This is a genomic window from Microbacterium longlingense (assembly GCF_058349825.2).
On record NZ_JBYRJA020000001.1, the window covers coordinates 414,171 to 435,767 of the forward strand.

Sequence of the window (21,597 nt, forward strand, 5' to 3'; positions counted from 1 at the left end):
GGGCATGGACTCCCCCGTCGTCATGACGCCGCACGGTGCTGTGCGCGGGATCTGGCGCGAGCGCGCCGGCTCCCGCTCGGCGGCCTTCCTCGGCGTGCCCTTCGCTCAGGCCCCCGTCGGCGAACGGCGCTTCACCGCGCCCCTGCCGCCCGAGCCCTGGACCGGCACGCGGGAGGCCACCCGCACCGGCCCCACCCCGCAGCGCACCGACGGCTCGGGAAACCTCATCCCTGAGCCGTCAGTGCCCGGCGATGACACTCTCAACCTGAACGTCTTCACGCCGGCGCCGGATGCCGGGGCCGCGCTGCCGGTGCTGGTGTGGATCCACGGCGGCGGGTACACCGGCGGGTCTCCGGCGAGCCCGTGGTACGACGGTGCGACGTTCGCGCGCGCGGGCATCGTCACCGTCGTGATCTCCTACCGGCTCGGCTTCGACGGATTCGGACTCATCGACGGCACGGTCACCAACCGTGGCGTGCGCGACTGGATCGCCGCGCTCGCTTGGGTGCAGGACGCGATCTCCGCCTTCGGCGGCGACCCGGCCCGCGTCACCATCGCCGGCCAGTCGGCCGGCGGCGGCGCTGTGCTCACCCTGCTCGGGATGCCGCGGGCGCAGGGCCTGTTCCGCGGTGCGATGGCGTTCTCCCCCGCGCTCGGCGACATCGACGCGGAGAAGGCAGAGGCGCGAACAGCCCGTCTGGCGGAGGCCGCTGGCATCGCGCCGAACATCGACGGGTTCCGGTCGGCACCCGAGGAGCGCCTGCTCGAGCTGCAGGCCGCCGCCGGGCAGGACTCCGCCGGCCTCGCCGCGGCGGCGGGCGCGATCGCCGACGGTGTGGCCTGGGGTCCGGTGATCGACGATGACCTCATCCCGCGCGCCACGCCGGCATCGCTCGCCGCGGGCGTCGGAGCCGGGGTCCCCCTGCTGATCGGCGCCACCGACGACGAGTTCACGATGCTCGCCGGCAGTCTGCCCGGGTGGATCCGCCTGGTGCCGGCCGGGCTCGCCCTGCGCCTGCTGGGGATGGACGCCCCGGCGCGGCGCTCCTACCTGGCGGCCCGGCGCGCCCGACGCCGCGACGCGACGCCGGTGGTGATCGGCCGCTACGTGACCGACGCGGTGTTCCGCCGCACGGTCGTGCGGGCCGCGATCGCCCGCGAGGGCTCAGACACGTGGGTCTACCGCTTCGCGTGGCCGTCGCCCGCCCGGCACTGGTCGTGCCACTGCCTCGACGTGCCGTTCTGGTTCGACTGCCTGGACGACCCGCACGTCGCCCAGCTCGCCGGGTCCGCCCCGCCCACGGACCTGGCGGCCGAGATGCACGCCATCGCCGCCGACTTCGTGCGCACGGGGTGCGCACCGTGGCCGTCGTGGGCGGATCGCCCCGGCGCGGCCCGCGTGTTCGACGCGCCTGCCGCCGCCCCGCCCGTGCAGCCCGGCGCCTACGACGACGTACTGTCGCTGCTCTGAGAGTCCGGCCGCATCACCCGTCGCTGACGCGCCGCCGAGCCACGAGTGCGATCGCCACGGCGAGGAACCCCGCATATGCGGTGAGCGCGAGCGCGGGGTGATCGGCCGCATGAATACCGACGGCGATCCAACTGCCGACGATCGAGCCGAGGGCGCTCGCGGCGAGCGACCAGCTCATGATGCGCGCGAACCGACGTCCTCTGTAGTCACGCTGACGAAGCGTCGTGGTCAGGACGGCACGCAATCGTGAGAGCGTACCGATCACGAGCGCGTAGCCGATGCCGACCCCCCACACCGCTGCCCCGTCCACGACGACGAAGAGCGCAGCGACGACGATGAGGAAGACCACCGTCGCCACGAGTGAGCCCATGACAAGACCGTGCAGTTCGCGTGAACGGGCGAGCATCCTGCCGATCCACGGACCAGCGGTCGCGCCGACCCCGAATGCGGCGATGATCACCGCGAGCGCGAAAGCGGGATCGGCATTCGCCTGAGACGCAACAGCGAGGTAGACGAAGACCCCGCCGATCGTGGCGCCGGTCTGGGTCACCAGGCTCAGCAACGGTGATGCGACTCCGGTGCGCAGCATGTCGCGCACGAAGACTCGCACGGTCATCCGTTCCCCCGCGAGGCCGTAGTCATCGAGATCCTGCGCTGCGACGGGCGGCGTCACCACCGTGCGAGCACTCACCAGCCGCAGAGCCGTGCCGGCGAGAGACAGCAGCATGTTCGCCCCGATCAGCACGAGGATCGAGACACTGGCAAGGATGCTGCCGAGCGGCATCGCGATCACGATGCCGACGAAGGCAAGGACCGAGTAGATGGAGGCGTTGAAGGTGATCGCCTCGTCCGCATCTGCCTGCGCGAGCTGCTGACCGTACAGCTCTTCGACGATGTCGGTGAGCGCAGGGAACACCGCTGCGACCAGGAGGTAGACCACGAGCACCGGCACAGCGGCGCCGGGCGCCACGACCAGGACAACGAGAGCGACCGCACTGAGGATCGCCTCGATGAGGTCGGACAGCACGAGCGTGCGCGCGGGGCTGAACCGCGAGACGGCGCGAGCGATCACCGGGGAGGCGAAGGAGACCAGCTCGCCGAAGGTCGTGAGAACCGCGACCCAGAGGACCGGCAGGATCCCGAGCGCGACGGTGCCGTCGGACCCTCCTTCGATGAGCCGGGTGCCGAGGATCGAGACGACCAGACCCGCCGTCATCCAGCGGCGTGCACGCACGAGATTACGCAAGCGCGGGGCGGCGATCCGAATCATGGAGATCGACTCTAACACGAATGAAAGAACCCGCCTATTGCATTCTGCAATACTCGCGTATTGACGTGCGATTGCCTCCTCGCGTCTTCAGAATAAGTGGGCGAAACCGTAACGGTCGACGGGGAGGTCGGGCTGCCGGGCATGGGGTAGCTCGTAAATATACCGAACAAGAAAATCACGCATGGGACACCGCAGGAGCAACAGCAGAAAGCACAACTCCGCGCCGGCGGAACGTGTCACGATCACCGAGGACGACTTCTCCATCGTCGTGCTGTTCAGCGACGCCGTTGAGAAGTCGAAAGACGCGCACGATTGAAGGCGCGGGGGGCTCACACGCGGACGCGCCCGCTCTCCCTGAGCTTCTTCGATCCGGAACGAGCTCGACCCCGAGCGACGCCTTACGTATAGCAAACCGTGTCGCCCGGGACCTCGGCAGCCCTCTCATCCGCACGGCCTTGCCAGAAATCGTCGACAGCTTGGGCCATGTCATACCGGCGACACTGGCAAAAGCTGAGGCACCCATCAGCAGCCCGACCGGCATGATCATGGGAATTCGAGCAGGGGCAAGAGGTGTGATCGAAGCATTCGAGCACACCGCGGCTACGGGATCAATACCGGGACAGCACACCACTCGGCGCACGACGACGCTCCCGGCATCTGGCGTGTTCGCGATAGCCACAACACGCCGGTACGCACCGAGAAGACGGCGCGGAGAACAACAGCGGATGTTCTTGTTCAGCTCTCCGAGGGGAGAGGATATCGTCTATCCCGCCACGACATGTGATGGTTCATTCACGATCGGCAAGAGCGACGATGACCTGCTCCGCCTCGGCCGGTCGCGCACCACGGAGGGTTGCGTAGCGGGAACGAGTTCCGGAAGATCGGAGACACGTGCAATCAAATAGGTGATCGAGCGTAACGCATATTCTGCATATCCCTGTCGAGAATATGAACCGCAGAACTCCTCCGTGGCACCGGACACTCTCTCCTTACCGAAGGCAGCCGCAGCACGCAGCCTCATCACCGCCTACGGGCGACTGAGCCGATCATCGCCCTGTCGCCATCCGTGGCCGCCACGGTCGTCATGACATGGCTCGATACGACGAACGACGCCCGGTTGGCGGGAGTCGGCTGCAGCACGCACTGTCGCGTCGCGCTGATGCAATCATTTACTCACGCTTATCGGGAGACCGCGGCTCGTGCGAGAGGCCTCACACTCGAAAATGAGGACGGGGTTGATTTCGCCGACCTGGATCAGTTCTCCACTCTGCGCAAGCTAGTGGTTGCACACGCCCCACGCTCAAGGGGATCTCATCCCCGCAGCCTCCGTCCCCGGGTCGACGTATCCGGCCGAGTCATCCGTCCCATATGCGTCTCCGCTCGCGGGATAGGGACGGCTGGCGCGGCTCAGCCCTGCGGAGGGGGCCCTGAGCCTTCCCAAAGGCCGACTCGCCACCGCGGGGTCAGGGCCGCACGACCTCTGCCCACGGCATCCGCTCAGCCATGACGCGGATCGCGTCCGCGTTGTCGTCGACCAGCACCGCGTCGCGCCCCAGGGCCGCGGCCACCGCACCGGTCGTGCCACTGCCGGCGAACAGATCCAGAACGCGGTCGCCCGGACGGCTGGACGCCTGCACGATACGACGCAGGATGCCCTCGGGCTTCTGCGTGGGATAGCCGGTCTTCTCGCGACCGGACGTCGGCACGATCGTGTGCCACCACACGTCGGTGGGCATCTTGCCTCGCGCGGCCTTCTCTGGTGTCACCAGCCCCGGGGCCATGTACGGCTCGCGGTCGACGTCGTCGGCATTGAACACGTACCGCGCGGTGTCCTTGACGTACACCAGGATCGTCTCGTGCTTGGTCGGCCAGCGCCGCTTCGACTTCGCGCCGTAGTCGTAAGCCCAGATGATCTCGTTCAGGAAGGCATCGCGCCCGAACACCGCGTCGAGCATCACCTTGGCATAGTGCGCTTCGCGGTAGTCGAGGTGCAGATACAGGGTGCCCTCGTCACTCAGCAGCCGCCACGCCTCCTCGAGCCGCGGGAGCAGGAACTCGCCGTAGTCGTCGAACCGGTCGTCATAGGCGCGCAGCATCCCGCGCACCCGTTCGTAGCTGTGGCCGTGAAAGCCCCGCCGCACCTCGGCGTCGTCGGCCGGGTCGGACGCGGGGGGCTCTGTCGCAGCCGCCTCGTCGCGACGCCGCGCGCTCACCACCTGTCGCTCCCTGGTGCGGCCGGTGTTGAACGGCGGGTCGAGGTAGACGAGCGTGAACGATCCGTCGGAGAGGTCGCGCGCCACCGCGAGGTTGTCGCCCTCGACGATCCGCACCCGCCCGCGCTCTTCGACCATCGCCCCTCCTCGTTCGCCCGGCCCCTATTCTCCCGCGACGGGCGGCCGAGCCCTAATGTGGTGGTCAGCGGTCGGTTCGCCACCCGGGCGTCCCCGCAGCGAGGAGAAGCGATGGTCCGGTTCCTGATCCGCATGGCGATCCATCTCGGCACGGCTGCCCTCGGCATCCTCCTGGCGATGCTGATGCTCGACGGGTTCACCATCTCACCCCCCGGTTTTCTCATCGCGGTGATCGTCTTCGCGGTGGCGCAGGGAGTGCTCGGCCCGTTCATCTTCAACATGGCCCGGCAGTACGCGCCCGCGGTGCTGGGCGGCATCGGGCTGGTCTCGACGTTCGTGGCGCTGCTGATCGCGTCGCTGTTCCCCGGCGGCCTGCACATCACCGGTGTCGGCACGTGGGTGCTCGCCACGCTCATCGTCTGGGTCGTCACCGCCCTCGGCGGCTGGATCCTTCCGGCGATCTTCCTGAAGGAGAAGGCCGGCAGGAAGCACGACCGCTCCTGACCCGCACCCCGCCCGCGCGAGAACAGGCAGACAGCACCGGAACAGGCAGCTTTCACCAGATTCTGCCTGTTCCGGTGCTGTCCGCCTGGTCCCAGGCGGCACTAGCCGTCAGTGCGCGGCCAGCCACTCCTCCGCGTCGGCGAGCTCCGCGCGCATGCGCGCGACCGCGTGCGGGGTGAAGCGCCGCGCAGACATGTCCAGCACGGCGTGGGCCTCCCAGATACGCACACCGAGAGCGCTCGCGACCGCCTCGGCTTCGCGACCCTCTGGCGCCGCCGCGCACGTCGCCAGCAGCAGCGCAGGGTCATCGGCCGCGCGCAGCATCGCGACGAGCACGTCACGCCTGCTGCGCTGGCTCTCCCGGGTGGTCACCTCGCCATCCTCCCCCGCCGCGCGCATGCGGGCGCAGGAAAACAGGCGAACAGCGTGAGAACAGGCGGTTTCGGCTGCTGGCTGCCTGTTCTGGTGCCGTTCGCCTGATCTCGTGCGGGGAGGGACGGGCCGGAGCCGATCAGGGCACGCGGTGCAGCCAGGCTTCCGTCGAGAACTTCGACGCCACGAGCGCCTCCGCCTCGGCGTACTCGGCGTCGCTGATCGTCCCCTCCTCCGCACCGGTCAGGGCCCGGAAAGTCTGTATGAACCGCTCGATGATCTCGGCGCGCTCCAGACCGGTCTGGCTGCGGAGCGGATCGACGCGCTTCGCGGCGGACGCCGTGCCCTTGTCGCTCAGCTTCTCGCGGCCGATGCGCAGCACCTCGGTCATCATCTGACCGTCGATGTCATAAGACAGGGTCGCGTGATGCAGCACGCCACCGTTGGCCAGGCGCTTCTGCGCGGCCCCGCCGATCTTGCCGCTGGGCGAGGTGATGTCGTTGAGCGGCTGGTAGGTGGCCTCGATGCCGAGAGAGCGCAAGGCCTGCAGCACCCAATCGTCGAGGAAGGCATAGGAGTCGGCGAACGTCATGCCCTGCACCAGCGCGGCCGGAACATACAGCGAGTACGTGATGATCTGCCCGGACCCCATCAGCATCGCCCCGCCGCCCGAGATACGACGCACCACGTCGAAGCCGTGCCTGGCCGCCCCCTCGGGGTCCACCTCGTTGCGGTAGGACTGGAACGAGCCGATGACGACCGCCGACTCCTCCCACTCCCAGATGCGCAGCGTGGGGCGTCGGCGACCCTCGCCGACGCGCGTGGTGAGCACCTCGTCCAGGGCCAGGTTCATCCGCGGCGACACGGCCTTCTCGTGCACGACCTCCCAGTCGAAGTCCCGCCATCCCGGCGCCGTCACCAGCGCACGGCGCACGGCGGTGCCGACGGCGTCCGGTGTGAGGCCCAGCAGCTGGGCGCCCTCGGGGAGCGCGGCTCGCACGGCCGCCGCGATCGCCGCGGCGTCCGTCTCGACGGGCAGCCCCTCGACGGCCCGATTGATGTCTTCGAGGGCGGAATCTGGTTCGAGGAAGAAGTCGCCCGCGAGGCGGAAACCGCTGATCGCACCATCCGTCACGTCGAAATCGACGACGACGAGCTTTCCACCGGGGACCTTGTACTCACCGTGCACAGCACCAGCCTACGTCCCCCGCAGACCGGGGAGTCAGAATCGGGCGTCGAGCCAGGCGAGGATGTCGGCACGCACCTCTGCCTGCTGACGCTCGTTGAAGATCTCGTGGCGAGCGTCCGGGTATACCAGCGTCGTGATGTCGGTGAAGCCCGATCGCGTGCGGTAGTCGTCGGCGAGGCGGTGCACGCTGCGCGGCCCGCCGACCGGGTCGTCACGGCCCACCAGCAGGAGCAGCGGGATGTCATAGCCGAGGTTCTTGCGGGGGCGACCGTAGAGCCGCACAGCGTCGGCCGGTCCGAACAGTTTGAGCAGCGGCACGTCGGTGGTCAGCGGATCCGCGGCGAAGTCAGCCCCCACTGCGGCGTCGCTCGAGAGCCATTCCAGCCCACTCGCCTCCGGCCCCTGCCAGCGGCGGTTGAGCGGTGCCGGGTTCAGGTCGGCGGGGGTGCGATGGGCGGACCCGCTGAGGATCACCGCGTCGTAGGCCTCGGGGTGGTCATTGACGAGCATCTGCGCCAGGAACGATCCCCAGGAGTGGCCGAGGAGCACGAGCGGAAGGCTGGGGATCTCCTCGCGGATGATGCCGGTGAGCTGCCACACCGCGGCGAGCGCCGCACGCAGGCCGCCGGGGCCGAGACGGCCGAGGCGGGCTGCATCGCCGTGCTGGCGCATGCCGGTGCGGCCGTGTCCGCGGTGATCGTCGGCGTACACGTGGAAGCCGGCTTCTGTGAGCGCGGTGATGACGGCCCCGTACCGGCCGGCGTGCTCGCCCACGCCGTGCAGGAGCTGCACGACCCCGCGCGGCTCCCCCGCGGCCCGGTGGATGTCGTAGATGATCGTGATGCCGTGGTCATCGATGAACTCGGCGGTTGTGCTCTCGGGCATGGTCCGAGTCTACGGATGCCCCTCCTCCGCCGCCGCCTCTTCCCGCCCGAGTCCGCCGACGGTGGGCGGGACGGGGTGCGGTGCCGGGCGGGAGGGGAGAAATTTCGTTAGACTAACTAACAATGTCTGCTGAATCCCTCCGCCGCACCGCCACCGACCTCCGCCTCGCCACGTTTCGGCTCGCCCGCCGTCTGCGCAACGAGCGCGTCGACGATGCCCTGAGTGACCCGCAGCTCGCCGTCCTCGGTTTCCTCACCATGCACGGCGACCACACGCTCGGCGGGCTCGCGGAGCGTGAGCACGTCACCGCACCCACGATGACGCGCACCGTGACCTGCCTCGAAGAGCGCGGCTACGTCGAACGCAGCCCGGACGACACCGACCGCCGCCGCGTGCACGTGCGCATCACCGAAGCCGGCCGAGAGATCGTGCGCGAGACGATCGAGCGCCGCGACAGCGCCCTGGCGGCGGCGCTCGAACAGCTTGCCTTCGACGAGGAAGAGCTCGATACCCTGCGCAGAGCCAGCGCCCTGATGCGGAAGGTGGCAGAACGATGAGCCAGATGTTCCGCTCCTTCTCGTCCTTCAACTACCGGGTGTGGTTCATCGGTGCCCTCGTCTCGAACGTCGGCGGGTGGATGCAGGCGACCGCGCTCAGCTGGGTGGTCCTGACCGGCCTCACCGACAACGACGCCTCCGCGATGGGCATCACGATGGCGCTGCAGTTCGGCCCCCCGCTGCTCCTCGTGAGCGTGACCGGCTGGGTCACCGACCGTTTCGAGCGGCGCCGGCTGCTGATCCTCACCCAGAGCATGCTGCTCCTGCTGGGCGTCACCATCGGGTCCCTCCTGCTCGCCGGGCTCATGACGCTGCCGATGATGTACGGCTTCGCCCTCGCCCTCGGCGTGGTCGCGGCCTTCGACAACCCGGCCCGCCAGACCTTCGTCTCCGACCTCGTCTCCCGGGAGAACGCCGCGAACGCCGTGGCCCTGAACGCCGCGTCCTTCAACGCCGCCCGGATGATCGGCCCCGCCGTGGCCGGCGTCATGATCGTCGCGATCGGCACCGGGTGGGTGTTCTTCGTCAATGCGGCGGCGTTCGTCGCGATGATCGTCGCACTGCTGCTCATCCGCACCGACGAGCTCACGCCGCGCCCCAAGAACGCCGGCCGCGGCCGGCTGGCCGATGGGTTCCGCTACGTCGCGGCCCGCCCCGACCTCGTCGTGACGTTCATGATGGTGTTCCTGCTCGGCGCGTTCGGGATGAACTTCCCGATCTTCGCCTCCACCATGGCCATCGAGTTCGGGCACGACGCGGACGGGTACGGCATGCTCAGCTCGATCCTGGCGATCGGATCGCTGGTGGGCGCCCTGCTGGCGGCTCGCAGGGACCGGGCCCGGATGCGGGTGGTCGTCGCCGGCACCGGTCTGTTCGCGGCCGCATCGACGATCTCGGTCTTCATGCCGACGTACGGCTGGTACGCGGTGACCCTCATGTTCGTCGGGTTCTCCGTCGTCACCACCCTGACCACGGCGAACGGGTACATCCAGACCACCACGGACCCGGCACTGCGCGGCCGCGTGCTCGCCCTCTACATGGCGATCCTGCTGGGCGGGACCCCGATCGGCGCGCCGATCGTCGGCTGGGTCGCAGAGGTCTACGGCCCCCGTACGGCGATCATGGTCGGCTCGGTCGCCGCGCTGGTCGCCTTCCTGATCGGCGGAATCTGGATGATCGCCTCCGGCCGCATCCACCGCCGCGAGGAGACGCGATTCCGGCTGACGATCGATGACACCCGCTCGATGCCGGTGATCGACGAACCGGCCCCGGCGGAGTTCAGCGACGAGGTGGCCATGACCACCCCGATCCGCACCACCGGCGTGCAGCGGGTGCGCGACCTCCCCTGACCCGGGCACGGACGGCCGGACGGCCTGCCCCAACTCAGGCAGAAACGGGCAGAACATGCCGGAAGCGGCCCCGGCGGCCGACCGGGGGCCGACATTGCCGGAGCGCGGGCAGCAGCATCGCAACGAGAGGCGGTGCTGCTGCCCCGGGCTCAGCCCTCCAGCGCGTGACGCAGCTGCTCGAGCGCCCAGTCCAGCTCGCTGGCGCGCACCACGAGGGGCGGCGCGAAGCGGATCGTCTGGCCGTGGGTGTCCTTCACGAGAACACCGCGGTGCATCATCCGTTCGGAGATCTCGCGTGCGGTGCCATAGGCAGGGTCGATGTCGATGCCCGCCCACAGCCCCGCCACGCGCACCGCGGTCACTCCGTGGCCGATGAAGGCCGCCAGGCCATCGGCGAGGTGGGCGCCGATGGTGCGTGCCCGCTCCTGGAACTCCCCCGTCTCCAGCATCTCCACGACCCGCAGCCCGACGGCCGCGGCCAGCGGGTTGCCCCCGAAGGTCGAGCCGTGCTCGCCGGGCCGGATCACGCCGAGCACATCACGGTCACCGACCACGGCCGACACCGGAACGATGCCGCCGCCGAGGGCCTTGCCGAGCAGGTACAGGTCGGGGACGACGCCCTCGCGGTCGCACGCGAAGGTCTCCCCCACCCGCCCGAGCCCCGACTGGATCTCGTCGGCGATGAACAGCACATTCCGTTCGTCGCAGATCTCCCTGATACGACGCAGATATCCCTCCGGCGGCACGATCACGCCGGCCTCGCCCTGGATGGGCTCGACGAGCACCGCCGCGGTGTCGTCGGTGATCGCCGCGGCGATCGCGTCGGCGTCGCCGTAGGGCACCACGTCGAATCCGGGCGTGAACGGGCCGAATCCGCTGCGCGCCGTGTCATCGTCGCTGAAGCCGACGATGGTGGTGGTGCGACCGTGGAAGTTGCCTGCGGCGACGACCACCCTGGCCCGCCCCTCCGGAATCCCCTTGACCCGGTAGCCCCAGGCGCGGGCAACCTTGATGCCGGTCTCCACAGCCTCGGCGCCGGTGTTCATCGGCAGGATCAGGTCTTTCCCGCTCAGACGCGCGAGCGCGGCGGCGAACGGCTCGAGACGGTCGCTGCGGAACGCGCGGCTCACCAGCGTCACCCGGTCGAGCTGCTCCTGCGCCGCGGCGACGAGCTCCGGATGCCGGTGCCCGAAGTTCACAGCGGAGTAGGCCGCCAGCAGGTCGAGGTAGCGTTTGCCCTCGACGTCGGTGACCCACGAGCCCTCGCCCGTGGCGATGGTCACCGGGAGGGGCGCGTAGTTCTCCGCGACGTGCGGTTCTGCGGCGCTCATCGGGCGTCCCGCAGCTCGAGCGTGCAGCACTTGATACCGCCACCGCCGAGCAGCAGCTCGGAGAGGTCGACGGTGATGGGGTTGTAGCCGCGCTCGCGCAGCTGCTTCTCGAAGCCCACGGCGCGCGGGGAGATGATGACGTTGTAGCCGTCGCTCGCGGAGTTCAGGCCGAAGACCGCGCCGTCCGCGTCTGCGACCTCGATCGCGTCCGGGAACATCTCACGGAGCACCTGCTGCGATGCGTCGTCGAAGGCGTGCGGCAGGTAGGCGATGTTCGCCTGCTCGCCCTCCTCCACCACCGGATCGAGCACGGTGAGCGCGGTGTCGAGGTGGTAGAAACGCGGGTCGACGAGCGTGAGCGAGACGACGGTGCGGCCGAACACCTCACCCACCTCGCGGTGGCTGTCGCCGGTCGAGCGGAAGCCGGTTCCGGCGAGGATCACATCGCCGGCGAGGAGGAAGTCGCCCTCGCCCTCGTTGACCTCCTCCGGGATGATCGTCTCGAAGCCGTTCCGGCGGAACCACTCGATGAACGCGGGCTCCTCGCCGGTTCGCTCGGCGAACCGGAACTTCGGCGCATAGGCGCGACCGTCGATCGTGAAGCCGCCGTTGGCGGTGTAGACCATGTCGGGCGAGCCGGGCAGCGGGTCGACCAGCTCGACCTCATGGCCGAGCTCGACGTACAGGTCATAGAGCCGTTGCCACTGCTCGACGGCCTTGGCGGTGTCGGTGGGGTTGGCCGGCTCCATCCACGGGTTGATCGTGTAGCTGACCGTGAAGTGCTCGGGGCGGCACATGAGGTAGTGGCGGCGGTGCGCGGTGCGGGTAGCTGGCGTCGACATGGATGCTCCTCAGGGGTAGCGGCGGACGCTGTCCAGGGGCCCGGCGGTCCTTCGACCCACGCTCTCAGAGGCGAGCAGGCGGGGAAGATGCGACACGGGCACGCCAGATTTCATTCTGCCACTCATCGTTCCGCTGCACCTCCCTGAGATCTGCGCCCTGAGATCTGTGCGGTGTCAGATCACCTCGGCGAAGAGGTCCGACGGGACGCCGTGGCGCTGGGTGTTGATCGAGATCGTCTGCTCCCGCACGAAGGTCAGCAGCTCGATGCGACCCGCCGTGGTCACTTCGCCGTCATAGACGGCCAGCTCCGGTGCGCCTCCGACGGCGTCGGCGAGCAGGTCGCGCAGCGCGGCGACCGACGCCTCTCCCCCCACGAGCCTGGCACGGTCGGCGGTGAGCACCGCCGATGCGGCATCCGCGTCCGCGGTGTCGGCGAGCGCCGCGGCGTCCGGCCGCAGCGCGGCGGCCATGCGCTGGATCCATTCCTCATCGGTCTCCAGGAACACCGGTACGTCGAGATCACCGAGCACACGGCGCACAGCGGCCGGCAGGCCGACCGGTGTCGAGAGGGTGAAGGCAGACCCCGCCCGCACACCCGCGATCGCGACGCGCAACACCGCGTGCCAGGCGGCGTCCTTCGTCGCGCGGATCGCGACAGGAACCGGGCGGTAGCGGAGCAGGTTGCGTTCGGCATCGAGGCCGGTGAGGTCGCGGACGCGACCGAACTCCCGATCCCAGGCGACCGCGTCGGAGAGCGCTCCCCGGCGCAGCCTCTCGAAACCGGGGAAGTCCAGCGAGGGCTGGGCGGCCTCGATGAGCGCGGAGATCCGGGAGTCCAGGCCGCGCAGGTGCAGCGTGCTGGACGCTTTGCCCCCCTCGGTGGCGTGCCAGCCGCCCAGGCTGACGAGACGATTCGGGCCGCCGGTCTTCGTGCCGGAACCGAGCATCGTCTCGTTCCATCCGCCGACGGGCTGGCGATGGGGCTTGGCCGCGGTGAGCGGGCGCGAGACGAACAGGCTGCCGGCCTCGATGTGGCGGAGCCACTGTGCGAGCTCTGCGGGGTCCTGGGTGTGGATTCCGGCGGCGAAGCCGGCATCCACGGCGTTCTGCAGCTCGATCGCCTTCGCCAGGGTGGGCGCGTGCATCACGCCGAGCACGGGGACGTCGAAGCGCTCCCGATGGAAGCGGGCGCCGGGCTGCACGCCCGCACGGATCCCCGGCTGCCAGAGGCGCCGTCCGGTGTTCGCATCGTCGAGCACGCGGGGCTTCACGATCCATCGCTCGTGCGAGCCGAGCGTCAGAAGTGCCCATTCCGCATCGCCGGTGGCGGCGTCGATGAGCGGACCGACCTCGGCCCGCGGGTCATCGGGAAAGGCCGTGCGCAGGGAGCGCGCCGCGTCGGCCAGACGGCGGGCGAAACGCTTCGAGCGCCCCACCTGGCCGACGAGGATCGCGAGGGTCACGGCGGAGGGCGCCTGCCCGGCGTGCGCGAAGGCGCTGCGCACGAGGTCGTCCACCGCGAGGTCGAGATCCGCCGACGGGGTGACGATCATCGCGTTCGGGCCGGGGGCGGTCGCCTGGAGGGGCAGATCCGGCCGGACGTCGCGGTAGGCGCGCGCCCGGGCGGGGCTGCCGTCCAGGAGCACCCGGTCGACGTCCGGTCGGGCGAGCAGGTGCGCTTCGAGGGGCGCGACGGCGGCATCCGCGGAGATGTCGACCAGGGCGAGCACATCGCGCGGTATTCCGGCGTCCCACAGGGCCTCCGCGATCACGGCCGCCGAGCGGGGGGCACGCCGGTCGGCGGAGAGCACCACCCCGGATCCCGCGGCGAGGGCGGCGAGCACTCCTCCGGCCGGTCCGGACAACGGAGACGTCCACGACGGTGCGACGACGGTGAGCCGTACCGGCACGAACGCGGCACCGGCGACGGCATCGAGCTCGCGCACCTGAGCCGCGTACGCGCGAGCCAGGTCGACCGAGCGCCCCGCCTCGGCATCCGCCTCGCTGAGCACGAGGCCGGTCTCCGCGATCGCGGCTTCGACGAGGGTCGTCCTGCGTGACTCGAGCAGCACGGCGACGCGCAGCAGGCTCTCCGCCCGCTCGACGGCCGTACGCGCTCCCCAGGCCTGTGCGCCCGTGCGCACCCGATCGACGATCCGGTCGAGCGCGGCGGCGTCCCCCACCCGCGCGGATGCGGCGACGGATGCACCGGCGTCCGATGTCGCGATCCCCTCGAGAACGCCGCGCGCCCACGCGCGGTTCGCGGCGAGGGCAGGGTCGGTGTCTGGTGTGCCGCCGGCGGGGCGGCCAGCGCCCGGGGTGAGCACCTCCTCCCGGTCGGCGTAGACGGCGGTGGCGAGGTACGGCCCGGTTTCTTCGTCGGCCTGACGCGCAATGCCCAGCACGACGCCGGTCAGGTCGGCCTCGGCGGCAGCCGCTGTCTCCACGGGGCGGGCCACCGATTCGTGCACGGGGGCACGGCGGTCCTGGCGGCGCCGTGGCGACCCGGGAAGGCCGGGGTCGATCGAGCGGGCGACCGACGCCACGAAGCGCTCGCACGCCCGATCGAACACCTCGGAGTCGGTTCCGATCTCGGCCGCGGACGACAGGAATCCCTCGTCCGCCGCTTCCTCCCGCACCCGTCGCAGCAGGAGCGGGACGGCGGCCTCGATGTCGTCCGGCCGCACCACGGGCGCCGACAGCACGATGCCGCCGACTTCCGCGCCCACCACTGCGGCCGGTGCGGGCGTCACGCCGAGCAGCATCTCGATGTCGAGAGCATCCCGGGTGCCGAGGTCGCCCGCGAGCAGCCACGCGTAGGCGATGTCGAACAGGTTGTGCGTGGCCAACCCCACGCGAACGCCGCGCACCGCCGCCGGGGCGAGCGCCACGTGCAGGCAGCGCAGGAGGTTGGCATCGGTGTCGACCTTGCGCTCATAGGGCGCCGGGGTCCACCCGTGCACCGCCGCGTCGCTGCGCTCGCGGGCGAGATCCGCCCCCTTCACAAGACGCACGACAAGGCGGGCGCCACCGCGGTCGACCCGGTCGTTCGCCGCGTCGATGAGAGCCTGCAGTGTCGGCAGCGCTTCTGGCAGATACGTCTGCAGCGTGATGCCGGCCTCGAGCTGTGCGAGGCGCAGATCGCCCAGGAGGCGGTGGAGCACCGAGACGGTGAGATCGAGATCACGGTAATCGAGCACGTCGAGCGTGAGAAGGGTGCCGTCCGATGCTGCCGTCAGGTACAGCGGAAGCACCTGCTGGACGGCCGCGTCGACGAGCTCGTCCTGCCCCCAGGGCGCGCCGCCGCCGACGACCGAGCGCACCCGGAACGACACGCGGTCCACATCGGGCCGCCGGATGAGCTCGTGGAGCGCCTCGAGGCGCTGCTTGGCCTCGGCATCCCCGAGCACCGGCTCCCCCACGGGGGTGAGGCTCAGGCGCGCGCCGCTCTCCCGCACCCTCGCGATCGCCTGGCCGAGTTTGGCGGGTCGTGCGTCCAGCGTCAGGTGTCCGAGGAGGTCACGGAGCATCCGCCGCACGAGCGGCACCGTCGGGGCGGGGAGAGCCTCGGCGACGCCGCCGCCCACGCGCATCATGGTGCGCGGCATCCAGGGCAGGGCGTCGGGGACGAGGGGAGCAGCGCGTCGCAGGCCGGCAGCGGCCGCCGTGAGACTCTGCGGGCGCACCACGCCGTCGAGCAGTCCGGTGAGGAACGCCGCCCCGGACGGATCGCGCAGCACGGCAGCAAGCCGCGATGCGGCCGCGCGCGCGTCCGGATCGCGGTCGTCCGCCGGGGTGTCCGCCGCTGCGCTGGCCCAGCGCTGCGCGAGTGCGATGGCCCGCTGCGTGAGATCGGCGAGCTCGTCGGGCACCGTCTGCGGCATGCGTTGGTCCTCTCTCCTCGCGTGCGGGCGCGCGCGTGCTCCCAGCATGCCTCGATCCGCTCCGCTCCCCCGTGTCCCGCGCGGACATGTGCGAGGTTGCGGCGCGCCCGCCTTGCTCGCACATGTCCGCTTCCCTCGCGCGGATCCCGCGGGACGCGGCGCGCGCAGCGCACAATGTGCACGCGAGGCCCACGGCGGGCACGGCAGAGCCCGGGCCCCCGAAAGGGTGCCCGGGCTCTGCCGTGGCGTCACAGGGTGCGCAGGATGTCCTCCACGCGCTCTTTGGCGTCGCCGAACAGCATCTGCGCGTTCTCGCGGAAGAACAGCGGGTTCTGCACGCCGGCGTAGCCGGATGCCATCGACCGCTTGAACACGATCACGTTGGCCGCGTTCCACACCTGGAGCACCGGCATCCCCGCGATGGGGCTGGACGGGTCCTCTGCGGCGGCCGGGTTGACGGTGTCGTTCGCGCCGATCACGAGCACGACGTCGGTCTCGGCCAGGTCATCGTTGATCTCGTCCATCTCGAGCACGATGTCATAGGGCACCTTGGCCTCGGCCAGCAGCACGTTCATATGACCGGGCAGACGGCCGGCGACCGGGTGGATGCCGAACTTCACGTCGATGCCCTTCTCGCGCAGCCGCGACGCCATCTCGGCGACCGGGTACTGCGCTTGCGCGACGGCCATGCCGTAGCCGGGCGTGATGACGACGCTCTTGGCGTTGGCCAGCAGGTCGGCAGCGCCGGCCGCGTCGATCTCACGATGCTCGCCCTGTTCCTCCTCGCCCTTCTTCGCGGGGGCCTCGATGCCGAAGCCGCCGGCGATGACGGAGATGAACGAGCGGTTCATCGCCTTGCACATGATGTAGGACAGGTACGCACCGGACGAGCCGACCAGCGCACCGGTGACGATCAGCAGATCGTTGTTGAGCAGGAAGCCCGCCGCGGCGGCAGCCCAGCCGGAGTAGCTGTTGAGCATCGACACGACCACCGGCATGTCGCCGCCGCCGATCGAGGCCACCAGGTGCCAGCCGAGCAGGAACGACAGCACGGTCACCGCGATCAGCAGCCACAGCTGCTGGTCGATCACGAACCACACCGTCAGAGCGATGAACAGCACCAGGGCCAGGATGTTCAGGAGGTTCTTGCCCGGCAGCATGAGCGGCTTCGAGGAGATCTTCGCCGACAGCTTCAGGTTGGCAACGATGGATCCGGTGAAGGTCACGCCGCCGATGAAGATGCCGATGAAGACCTCGGCGTTGTGGATGCCCGCGAGCTCCGCAGAGATGTGCGGGTGGCCGAGGTAGCCGTTCCAGCCCACGATCACCGCGGCCAGACCCACGAAGGAGTGCAGCAGGGCGATGAGCTCCGGCATCCCGGTCATCTCGACAACGCGCGCGCGCCACAGGCCGATGGCGGCACCGATGACGAGGGCGACGATGAGGATGACGAGGCCGGTGAACGCCTGCGGGTTGCCCCAGGCGCCCGCCAGGGTGAGCCACACCGTGGCACCCAGCGCGAGCGCCATGCCGATGATGCCGTAGACGATGCCCCCGCGGGAGGTCTCGTGCTTGCTGAGCCCGGCGAGGCTCAGGATGAACAGCAGGGCCGCGACGATGTATGCGGCAGTCGCGACGCTCGACGCGATCTCGGCGGCGGCGGTCATCGGCTCTCCCCCTTCGAGAACATGGCGAGCATTCTGCGGGTCACCGCGAACCCTCCGAAGATGTTGATGCTCGCCACCAGCACGGCCACACCGGCGAGGATCTGCACGGTGAGGCTGTCAACGGCCAGCTGGCTGATGGCACCGACGACGATGATGCCGGAGATGGCGTTGGTCACGCTCATCAGCGGCGTGTGCAGCGCGTGCGCGACATTGCCGATGACGTAGAAGCCGATGACCACCGACAGCATCAGCACGAAGAAATGCTGCGGGAGGGGCGCGGGCGCGAAGGCGCTGACGAGGAAGAGCGCGCCGAACGCGGCGAGCAGGAGGCCGACCTTGGCCCCCTTCGACATCGTCTTCTTCTCCTTCTTCACCGGGGCCGGTGCGGGTTCCGGTTTTGCGGCCGGGGCGGCGGAGACCTGCACGGGCGGCGGAGGCCAGGTCTCCTCGCCGTCGCGCACGACCGTGATGGCCCGCTGCACGACGTCCTCGAAGTCGAGGGCGATCTCGCCGTCCTTCTCCGGGGTGAGGAGCTTGAGGAGGTTGACCATGTTAGTGCCGTACAGCTGCGACGCCTGGGCGGGCAGACGGGAGGCCAGGTCGGTGTAGCCGATGATGGTCACGCCGTTGTCGGTGAGGACCTTCTCGCCCGCCACCGAACCCTCGACGTTGCCGCCCTGCGCGGCAGCCATGTCGACGATGACGCTGCCCGACTTCATGCTGGCCACATCGGCTGCGGTGATCAGGCGCGGGGCGGCGCGCCCGGGGATCAGGGCGGTCGTGATGATGATGTCGACCTCGGCGGCCTGCTTCGAGTACAGATCGGCGGCGGCCTGGTCGTAGGCCTCGCTGGTGGCCTTGGCGTACCCGTCGGAGGACTCCATCACCTCGTCGACGACGACGGGGAGGTAGGTGCCGCCGATCGACTTGACCTGATCGGCGACCTCGGGCCGCGGATCGGTGGCGCGCACGACCGCGCCGAGGCTCGATGCGGCGCCGATCGCCGCGAGCCCGGCGACGCCGGCGCCCGCGACCAGCACGGTCGCGGGGGGCACCTTGCCCGCAGCGGTCACTTGACCGGTGAAGAAGCGGCCGAACTCGTGGGCGGCCTCGATCACGGCGCGGTAGCCGGCGATGTTGGCCATCGAGCTCAGCACGTCCATCGACTGTGCCCGCGAGATGCGCGGCACCGCGTCGAGCGCGAGGGCCGTGATGCCGCGCTGGGCCAGCTGGGCGCGCAGCTCTGGTCGGAGCGCGGGAGCGAGCAGCGCGATCAGCGTCGCGCCGTCGGAGAGGGATGCGATCTGCTCCTCGGTCGGCGGCGTGATGGCGAGGACGATGTCGCTCCCCCATGCTGTCGCGGTGTCGACGATCGCGGCGCCCGCCGCCTGATAGGCGGCGTCGGAGAAGGATGCGGCCGCGCCGGCGTCCTTCTCGATGACGACCTCGTAGCCGAGCTTCTGCAGGGTCCCGACCGTCGTGGGGGTCGCGGAGACCCGCGCCTCACCCGGTGGTTCATGGACGATGCCTATGCGTGCCACAATGCTCCCTTCGCTGACCGCCCGGTCGACGGTCGCCCCATGCTACTGAGGCGCTCAGAAGAAACAGGACCGTTCTCCCTCCGCAGGGGCGTTAAGAACGGCAATTCCTTCGCGAAGAGGAAAACGCGTCATCGGCACGAAACATGCGCCGGGGGTGCGCGTCCCGACGGATCCCCGGCCAGGAACAGCCGCGGGGCGTCGCATCCGGTGGATACGACGCCCCGCGGCCTGGCTGCGCACCGCTCAGCCGGCGGCCTCCTCCGGCCGCTCGGCGGCGGCCAGGCTCGCCTCGTCGGGCACGTATCCGTCGATGTGGCGCTCGTCGGGGCCGTTGTAGGCCGAGAGCGGACGGATGAGCGCGTTCGACGCCGCCTGCTCCATGATGTGCGCGGTCCACCCGGTCACGCGCGAGGCGATGAACAGCGGGGTGAAGGTGAGCACGTCGAAGCCGATGAGGTCGTACGCCGGCCCGGACGGGTAGTCGAGATTCGGGTAGATGCCCTTGCGCGCGACGAACTCGCTCTCGAGCGCGTCATACAGCTCTGCGACATCCGGGCGCTCGTAGTGGGCGACCAGGGTGTCGAGGGCGGCCTTCATCGTCGGAACACGGGAGTCGCCGCGCTTGTAGACGCGGTGGCCGAAACCCATGATCTTGCGCTTCGCGCCGAGGGCCTCGTCGAGCCAGGGCGCCACGTTGGCCGCGTCGCCGATCTCACGGAAGATGTGCAGCACGGCCTCGTTGGCCCCGCCGTGCAGCGGTCCCTTGAGCGCACCGATGGCGCCGACGACGGCCGAGTACAGGTCGCTCATGGTCGACGTGATCACCCGGGCGGTGAAGGTCGATGCGTTGAAGGAGTGCTCTGCGTAGAGGGTCATCGACCGGTTGAAGGCGTCTTCGACGACCGGGTGCGCCTCATCGCCGAAGGTCATCCACAGGAAGTTGGCGGCGTAGTCGAGGTCGTCCCGCGGCGGCACGAGCTCCTGGCCGCGGCGACGGCGCTGACCGTAGGCGACGATCGCCGGGAGGGCGGCGTACAGGCGGATGCTGCGGGCCAGATTCTCCTCCGGGCTGCCTGCGGCGTCGAGCACCGAGCCGGCACCGGAAGCGTCGCTCGCACCGATCACGCTGACCGCCGTGCGCACCTCGTCCATCGGGTGGGCATCGAGCGGCAGCAGGTCGATCGCGGCCTTGACGTTGTCGGCGATGGCCCGGTGGCGGCGTTCCTCGGCGCGCAGCTCGGCCAGCTCGGCGTCGGAGGGCAGCTCGCCGTTCCACAGCAGGTAGGCCACAGCCTCGAACGGCTGCGTCGCGGCCAGCTCCTGCACGGGGTATCCGCGGTAGAGCAGGCTGTTGGTCTCGGGGTTGACCTTCGAGACGGCCGTGTAGTCGACGACGACCCCGGCCAGGCCCTTCTTGATGTCATCCGTCATGTCGTGCTCCTTTGTCCGGCGGGATCGTCAGCGAGCGATCTGGAAGTTGAAGACGCTCGCGTCGAAATGGTTGTACTGCTCATAGTCGATGAGCTCGTAAAGGTCGGCGCGGTGCTGCATCTCGCCGAGCCGGGAGGTGAGGTGCCCCTCGTCGTTCAGGGTATCCAGTCCGCGACCGGCCGCACCCATCGCGATGCGCAGCAGCGAAACGGGCCAGATGACGATGTTCATGCCGACGTCGCGCAGCTGCTCGGTGGAGAACAGGTCGCTCTTGCCGAACTCGGTCATGTTCGCCAGCAGCGGCACGTCGACCGCGGCACGCATGGCCTCGAACTCGCTGAGGTCACGCATGGCCTCGGGGAAGATGGCGTCTGCGCCGGCGTCGACGAGCGCCTTCGCCCGGTCGGTTGCGGCTTCGAGCCCCTCGGCGGCGCGGATGTCGGTGCGGGCCATGATGAGGAAGTTCTCGTCGCGGCGGGCGTCGACGGCGGCGCGGATGCGCTTGATCGCGGTGTCCTCGTCGACGACGGCCTTGCCGTCGAGGTGACCGCAGCGCTTCGGATTGATCTGGTCCTCGATGTGGCATCCGGCGAGCCCGGCGTCCTCGAGGGTCTGGATGGTGCGGGCGACGTTCATCGGCTCGCCGAAGCCGGTGTCCGCGTCGATGATCGCGGGAAGCTCGGTCATCCGCGCGATCTGCTGGCCACGGCCGGCAACCTCGGTGAGAGTGGTCAGCCCGATGTCGGGAAGGCCGAGGTCCGCGGCCAGGACGGCGCCGGAGATGTAGACGCCCTCGAAGCCCTTGCGCTCGATGAGGCGGGCGCTCAGCGGGTTGAACGCACCGGGGAAACGGAGCAGCTCGCCGGTGGCGAGGCGCTCGCGGAACAGCCGTCGCTTCTCGGCGGCAGGGGTGGCGGAGTACAGCATCGAGGAACCTCCGGGTTCGGATGGG

At 69.9% G+C, this 21,597-nt stretch carries 17 protein-coding genes; 5 read left to right on the plus strand and 12 right to left on the minus strand.

Annotation, left to right across the window (positions count from 1 at the left end):
- The first annotated feature begins 4 nt into the window (after positions 1–4).
- Complete coding sequence (locus AC3RXY_RS01945) at positions 5–1,471, plus strand: carboxylesterase/lipase family protein (RefSeq protein ID WP_491509189.1); 1,467 nt, start codon at positions 5–7, stop codon at positions 1,469–1,471.
- Positions 1,472–1,484: 13 nt separating this feature from the next.
- Here the strand turns inward: AC3RXY_RS01945 and AC3RXY_RS01950 are convergent, their stop codons facing one another.
- Positions 1,485–2,741 carry an MFS transporter gene (locus AC3RXY_RS01950; RefSeq protein WP_491509190.1) on the minus strand — a complete coding sequence of 419 codons (1,257 nt, stop codon included), beginning with the start codon at positions 2,739–2,741 and terminating at the stop codon, positions 1,485–1,487.
- Positions 2,742–2,922: 181 nt separating this feature from the next.
- Here AC3RXY_RS01950 and AC3RXY_RS01955 point away from each other — a divergent pair, with 181 nt between their 5' ends.
- A complete protein-coding gene (locus AC3RXY_RS01955; protein ID WP_491509191.1) occupies positions 2,923–3,057 on the plus strand; it encodes a hypothetical protein in 135 nt (44 codons plus the stop codon).
- Between the two features lie 1,147 nt (positions 3,058–4,204).
- Here the strand turns inward: AC3RXY_RS01955 and AC3RXY_RS01960 are convergent.
- Complete coding sequence (locus AC3RXY_RS01960; protein ID WP_491509192.1) at positions 4,205–5,092, minus strand: DNA-methyltransferase; 888 nt, start codon at positions 5,090–5,092, stop codon at positions 4,205–4,207.
- Positions 5,093–5,203: 111 nt separating this feature from the next.
- Between AC3RXY_RS01960 and AC3RXY_RS01965 the strand changes: the two genes are divergently transcribed.
- Complete coding sequence (locus AC3RXY_RS01965) at positions 5,204–5,596, plus strand: phage holin family protein (RefSeq protein WP_491509193.1); 393 nt, start codon at positions 5,204–5,206, stop codon at positions 5,594–5,596.
- Between the two features lie 108 nt (positions 5,597–5,704).
- On the opposite strand, the gene AC3RXY_RS01970 is transcribed toward AC3RXY_RS01965, so the two are convergent.
- The 3 genes from AC3RXY_RS01970 to AC3RXY_RS01980 all read right to left on the minus strand — a co-directional run bounded on the left by AC3RXY_RS01970 (position 5,705) and on the right by AC3RXY_RS01980 (position 8,042).
- The gene (locus AC3RXY_RS01970) at positions 5,705–5,968 is read right to left on the minus strand and encodes a hypothetical protein (RefSeq protein ID WP_491509194.1); all 264 of its coding nucleotides are present in this window, start codon (positions 5,966–5,968) and stop codon (positions 5,705–5,707) included.
- Positions 5,969–6,107: 139 nt separating this feature from the next.
- The gene (gene lplAB, locus AC3RXY_RS01975; protein WP_491509195.1) at positions 6,108–7,157 is read right to left on the minus strand and encodes a lipoate-protein ligase LplAB; all 1,050 of its coding nucleotides are present in this window, start codon (positions 7,155–7,157) and stop codon (positions 6,108–6,110) included.
- Between the two features lie 33 nt (positions 7,158–7,190).
- The gene (locus AC3RXY_RS01980; protein WP_491509196.1) at positions 7,191–8,042 is read right to left on the minus strand and encodes an alpha/beta fold hydrolase; all 852 of its coding nucleotides are present in this window, start codon (positions 8,040–8,042) and stop codon (positions 7,191–7,193) included.
- A gap of 122 nt (positions 8,043–8,164) precedes the next feature.
- Here AC3RXY_RS01980 and AC3RXY_RS01985 point away from each other — a divergent pair, with 122 nt between their 5' ends.
- Positions 8,165–8,599, plus strand: a complete 435-nt coding sequence (locus AC3RXY_RS01985; RefSeq protein WP_491509197.1) for a MarR family winged helix-turn-helix transcriptional regulator — start codon at positions 8,165–8,167, stop codon at positions 8,597–8,599.
- Positions 8,596–9,948, plus strand: coding sequence for an MFS transporter (locus AC3RXY_RS01990; RefSeq protein ID WP_491509198.1), 1,353 nt, complete (start codon positions 8,596–8,598; stop codon positions 9,946–9,948). Before AC3RXY_RS01985 ends, AC3RXY_RS01990 begins: the two co-directional genes overlap by 4 nt.
- Positions 9,949–10,097: 149 nt before the next feature.
- On the opposite strand, the gene rocD is transcribed toward AC3RXY_RS01990, so the two are convergent.
- The 7 genes from rocD to prpB all read right to left on the minus strand — a co-directional run bounded on the left by rocD (position 10,098) and on the right by prpB (position 21,572).
- The gene (rocD, locus tag AC3RXY_RS01995; protein WP_491509199.1) at positions 10,098–11,279 is read right to left on the minus strand and encodes an ornithine--oxo-acid transaminase; all 1,182 of its coding nucleotides are present in this window, start codon (positions 11,277–11,279) and stop codon (positions 10,098–10,100) included.
- Positions 11,276–12,121, minus strand: coding sequence for a dimethylargininase (gene ddaH, locus AC3RXY_RS02000; protein WP_491509200.1), 846 nt, complete (start codon positions 12,119–12,121; stop codon positions 11,276–11,278). The genes rocD and ddaH overlap by 4 nt, the downstream gene beginning before the upstream one ends.
- A gap of 174 nt (positions 12,122–12,295) precedes the next feature.
- Positions 12,296–16,006, minus strand: coding sequence for a proline dehydrogenase family protein (locus AC3RXY_RS02005; protein ID WP_491509201.1), 3,711 nt, complete (start codon positions 16,004–16,006; stop codon positions 12,296–12,298).
- Between the two features lie 248 nt (positions 16,007–16,254).
- Positions 16,255–17,673 (minus strand): Re/Si-specific NAD(P)(+) transhydrogenase subunit beta, encoded by a 1,419-nt coding sequence (gene pntB / locus AC3RXY_RS02010; RefSeq protein WP_491509202.1) that lies wholly within the window; start codon positions 17,671–17,673, stop codon positions 16,255–16,257.
- On the minus strand, positions 17,670–19,214 hold the full coding sequence (locus AC3RXY_RS02015; protein WP_491509203.1) for a Re/Si-specific NAD(P)(+) transhydrogenase subunit alpha: 1,545 nt from the start codon (positions 19,212–19,214) through the stop codon (positions 17,670–17,672). Before AC3RXY_RS02015 ends, pntB begins: the two co-directional genes overlap by 4 nt.
- A 243-nt stretch (positions 19,215–19,457) precedes the next feature.
- The gene (locus AC3RXY_RS02020) at positions 19,458–20,645 is read right to left on the minus strand and encodes a bifunctional 2-methylcitrate synthase/citrate synthase (protein ID WP_491509204.1); all 1,188 of its coding nucleotides are present in this window, start codon (positions 20,643–20,645) and stop codon (positions 19,458–19,460) included.
- 27 nt (positions 20,646–20,672) lie between these two features.
- Complete coding sequence (prpB, locus tag AC3RXY_RS02025) at positions 20,673–21,572, minus strand: methylisocitrate lyase (protein ID WP_491509205.1); 900 nt, start codon at positions 21,570–21,572, stop codon at positions 20,673–20,675.
- Positions 21,573–21,597 lie beyond the last annotated feature (25 nt).

Bases quoted from the DNA above. Each gene is read 5' to 3' on its own strand.
- AC3RXY_RS01990 (WP_491509198.1), top strand. From the start codon at position 8,596: ATGAGCCAGATGTTCCGCTCCTTCTCGTCCTTCAACTACCGGGTGTGG.
- prpB (WP_491509205.1), bottom strand. From the start codon at position 21,572: ATGCTGTACTCCGCCACCCCTGCCGCCGAGAAGCGACGGCTGTTCCGC.
- AC3RXY_RS01965 (WP_491509193.1), top strand. From the start codon at position 5,204: ATGGTCCGGTTCCTGATCCGCATGGCGATCCATCTCGGCACGGCTGCC.
- ddaH (WP_491509200.1), bottom strand. From the start codon at position 12,121: ATGTCGACGCCAGCTACCCGCACCGCGCACCGCCGCCACTACCTCATG.
- AC3RXY_RS01985 (WP_491509197.1), top strand. From the start codon at position 8,165: ATGTCTGCTGAATCCCTCCGCCGCACCGCCACCGACCTCCGCCTCGCC.
- pntB (WP_491509202.1), bottom strand. From the start codon at position 17,673: ATGACCGCCGCCGCCGAGATCGCGTCGAGCGTCGCGACTGCCGCATAC.
- AC3RXY_RS01950 (WP_491509190.1), bottom strand. From the start codon at position 2,741: ATGATTCGGATCGCCGCCCCGCGCTTGCGTAATCTCGTGCGTGCACGC.
- AC3RXY_RS01945 (WP_491509189.1), top strand. From the start codon at position 5: ATGGACTCCCCCGTCGTCATGACGCCGCACGGTGCTGTGCGCGGGATC.
- AC3RXY_RS02020 (WP_491509204.1), bottom strand. From the start codon at position 20,645: ATGACGGATGACATCAAGAAGGGCCTGGCCGGGGTCGTCGTCGACTAC.
- AC3RXY_RS02005 (WP_491509201.1), bottom strand. From the start codon at position 16,006: ATGCCGCAGACGGTGCCCGACGAGCTCGCCGATCTCACGCAGCGGGCC.
- AC3RXY_RS01980 (WP_491509196.1), bottom strand. From the start codon at position 8,042: ATGCCCGAGAGCACAACCGCCGAGTTCATCGATGACCACGGCATCACG.
- rocD (WP_491509199.1), bottom strand. From the start codon at position 11,279: ATGAGCGCCGCAGAACCGCACGTCGCGGAGAACTACGCGCCCCTCCCG.
- AC3RXY_RS01960 (WP_491509192.1), bottom strand. From the start codon at position 5,092: ATGGTCGAAGAGCGCGGGCGGGTGCGGATCGTCGAGGGCGACAACCTC.
- AC3RXY_RS01955 (WP_491509191.1), top strand. From the start codon at position 2,923: ATGGGACACCGCAGGAGCAACAGCAGAAAGCACAACTCCGCGCCGGCG.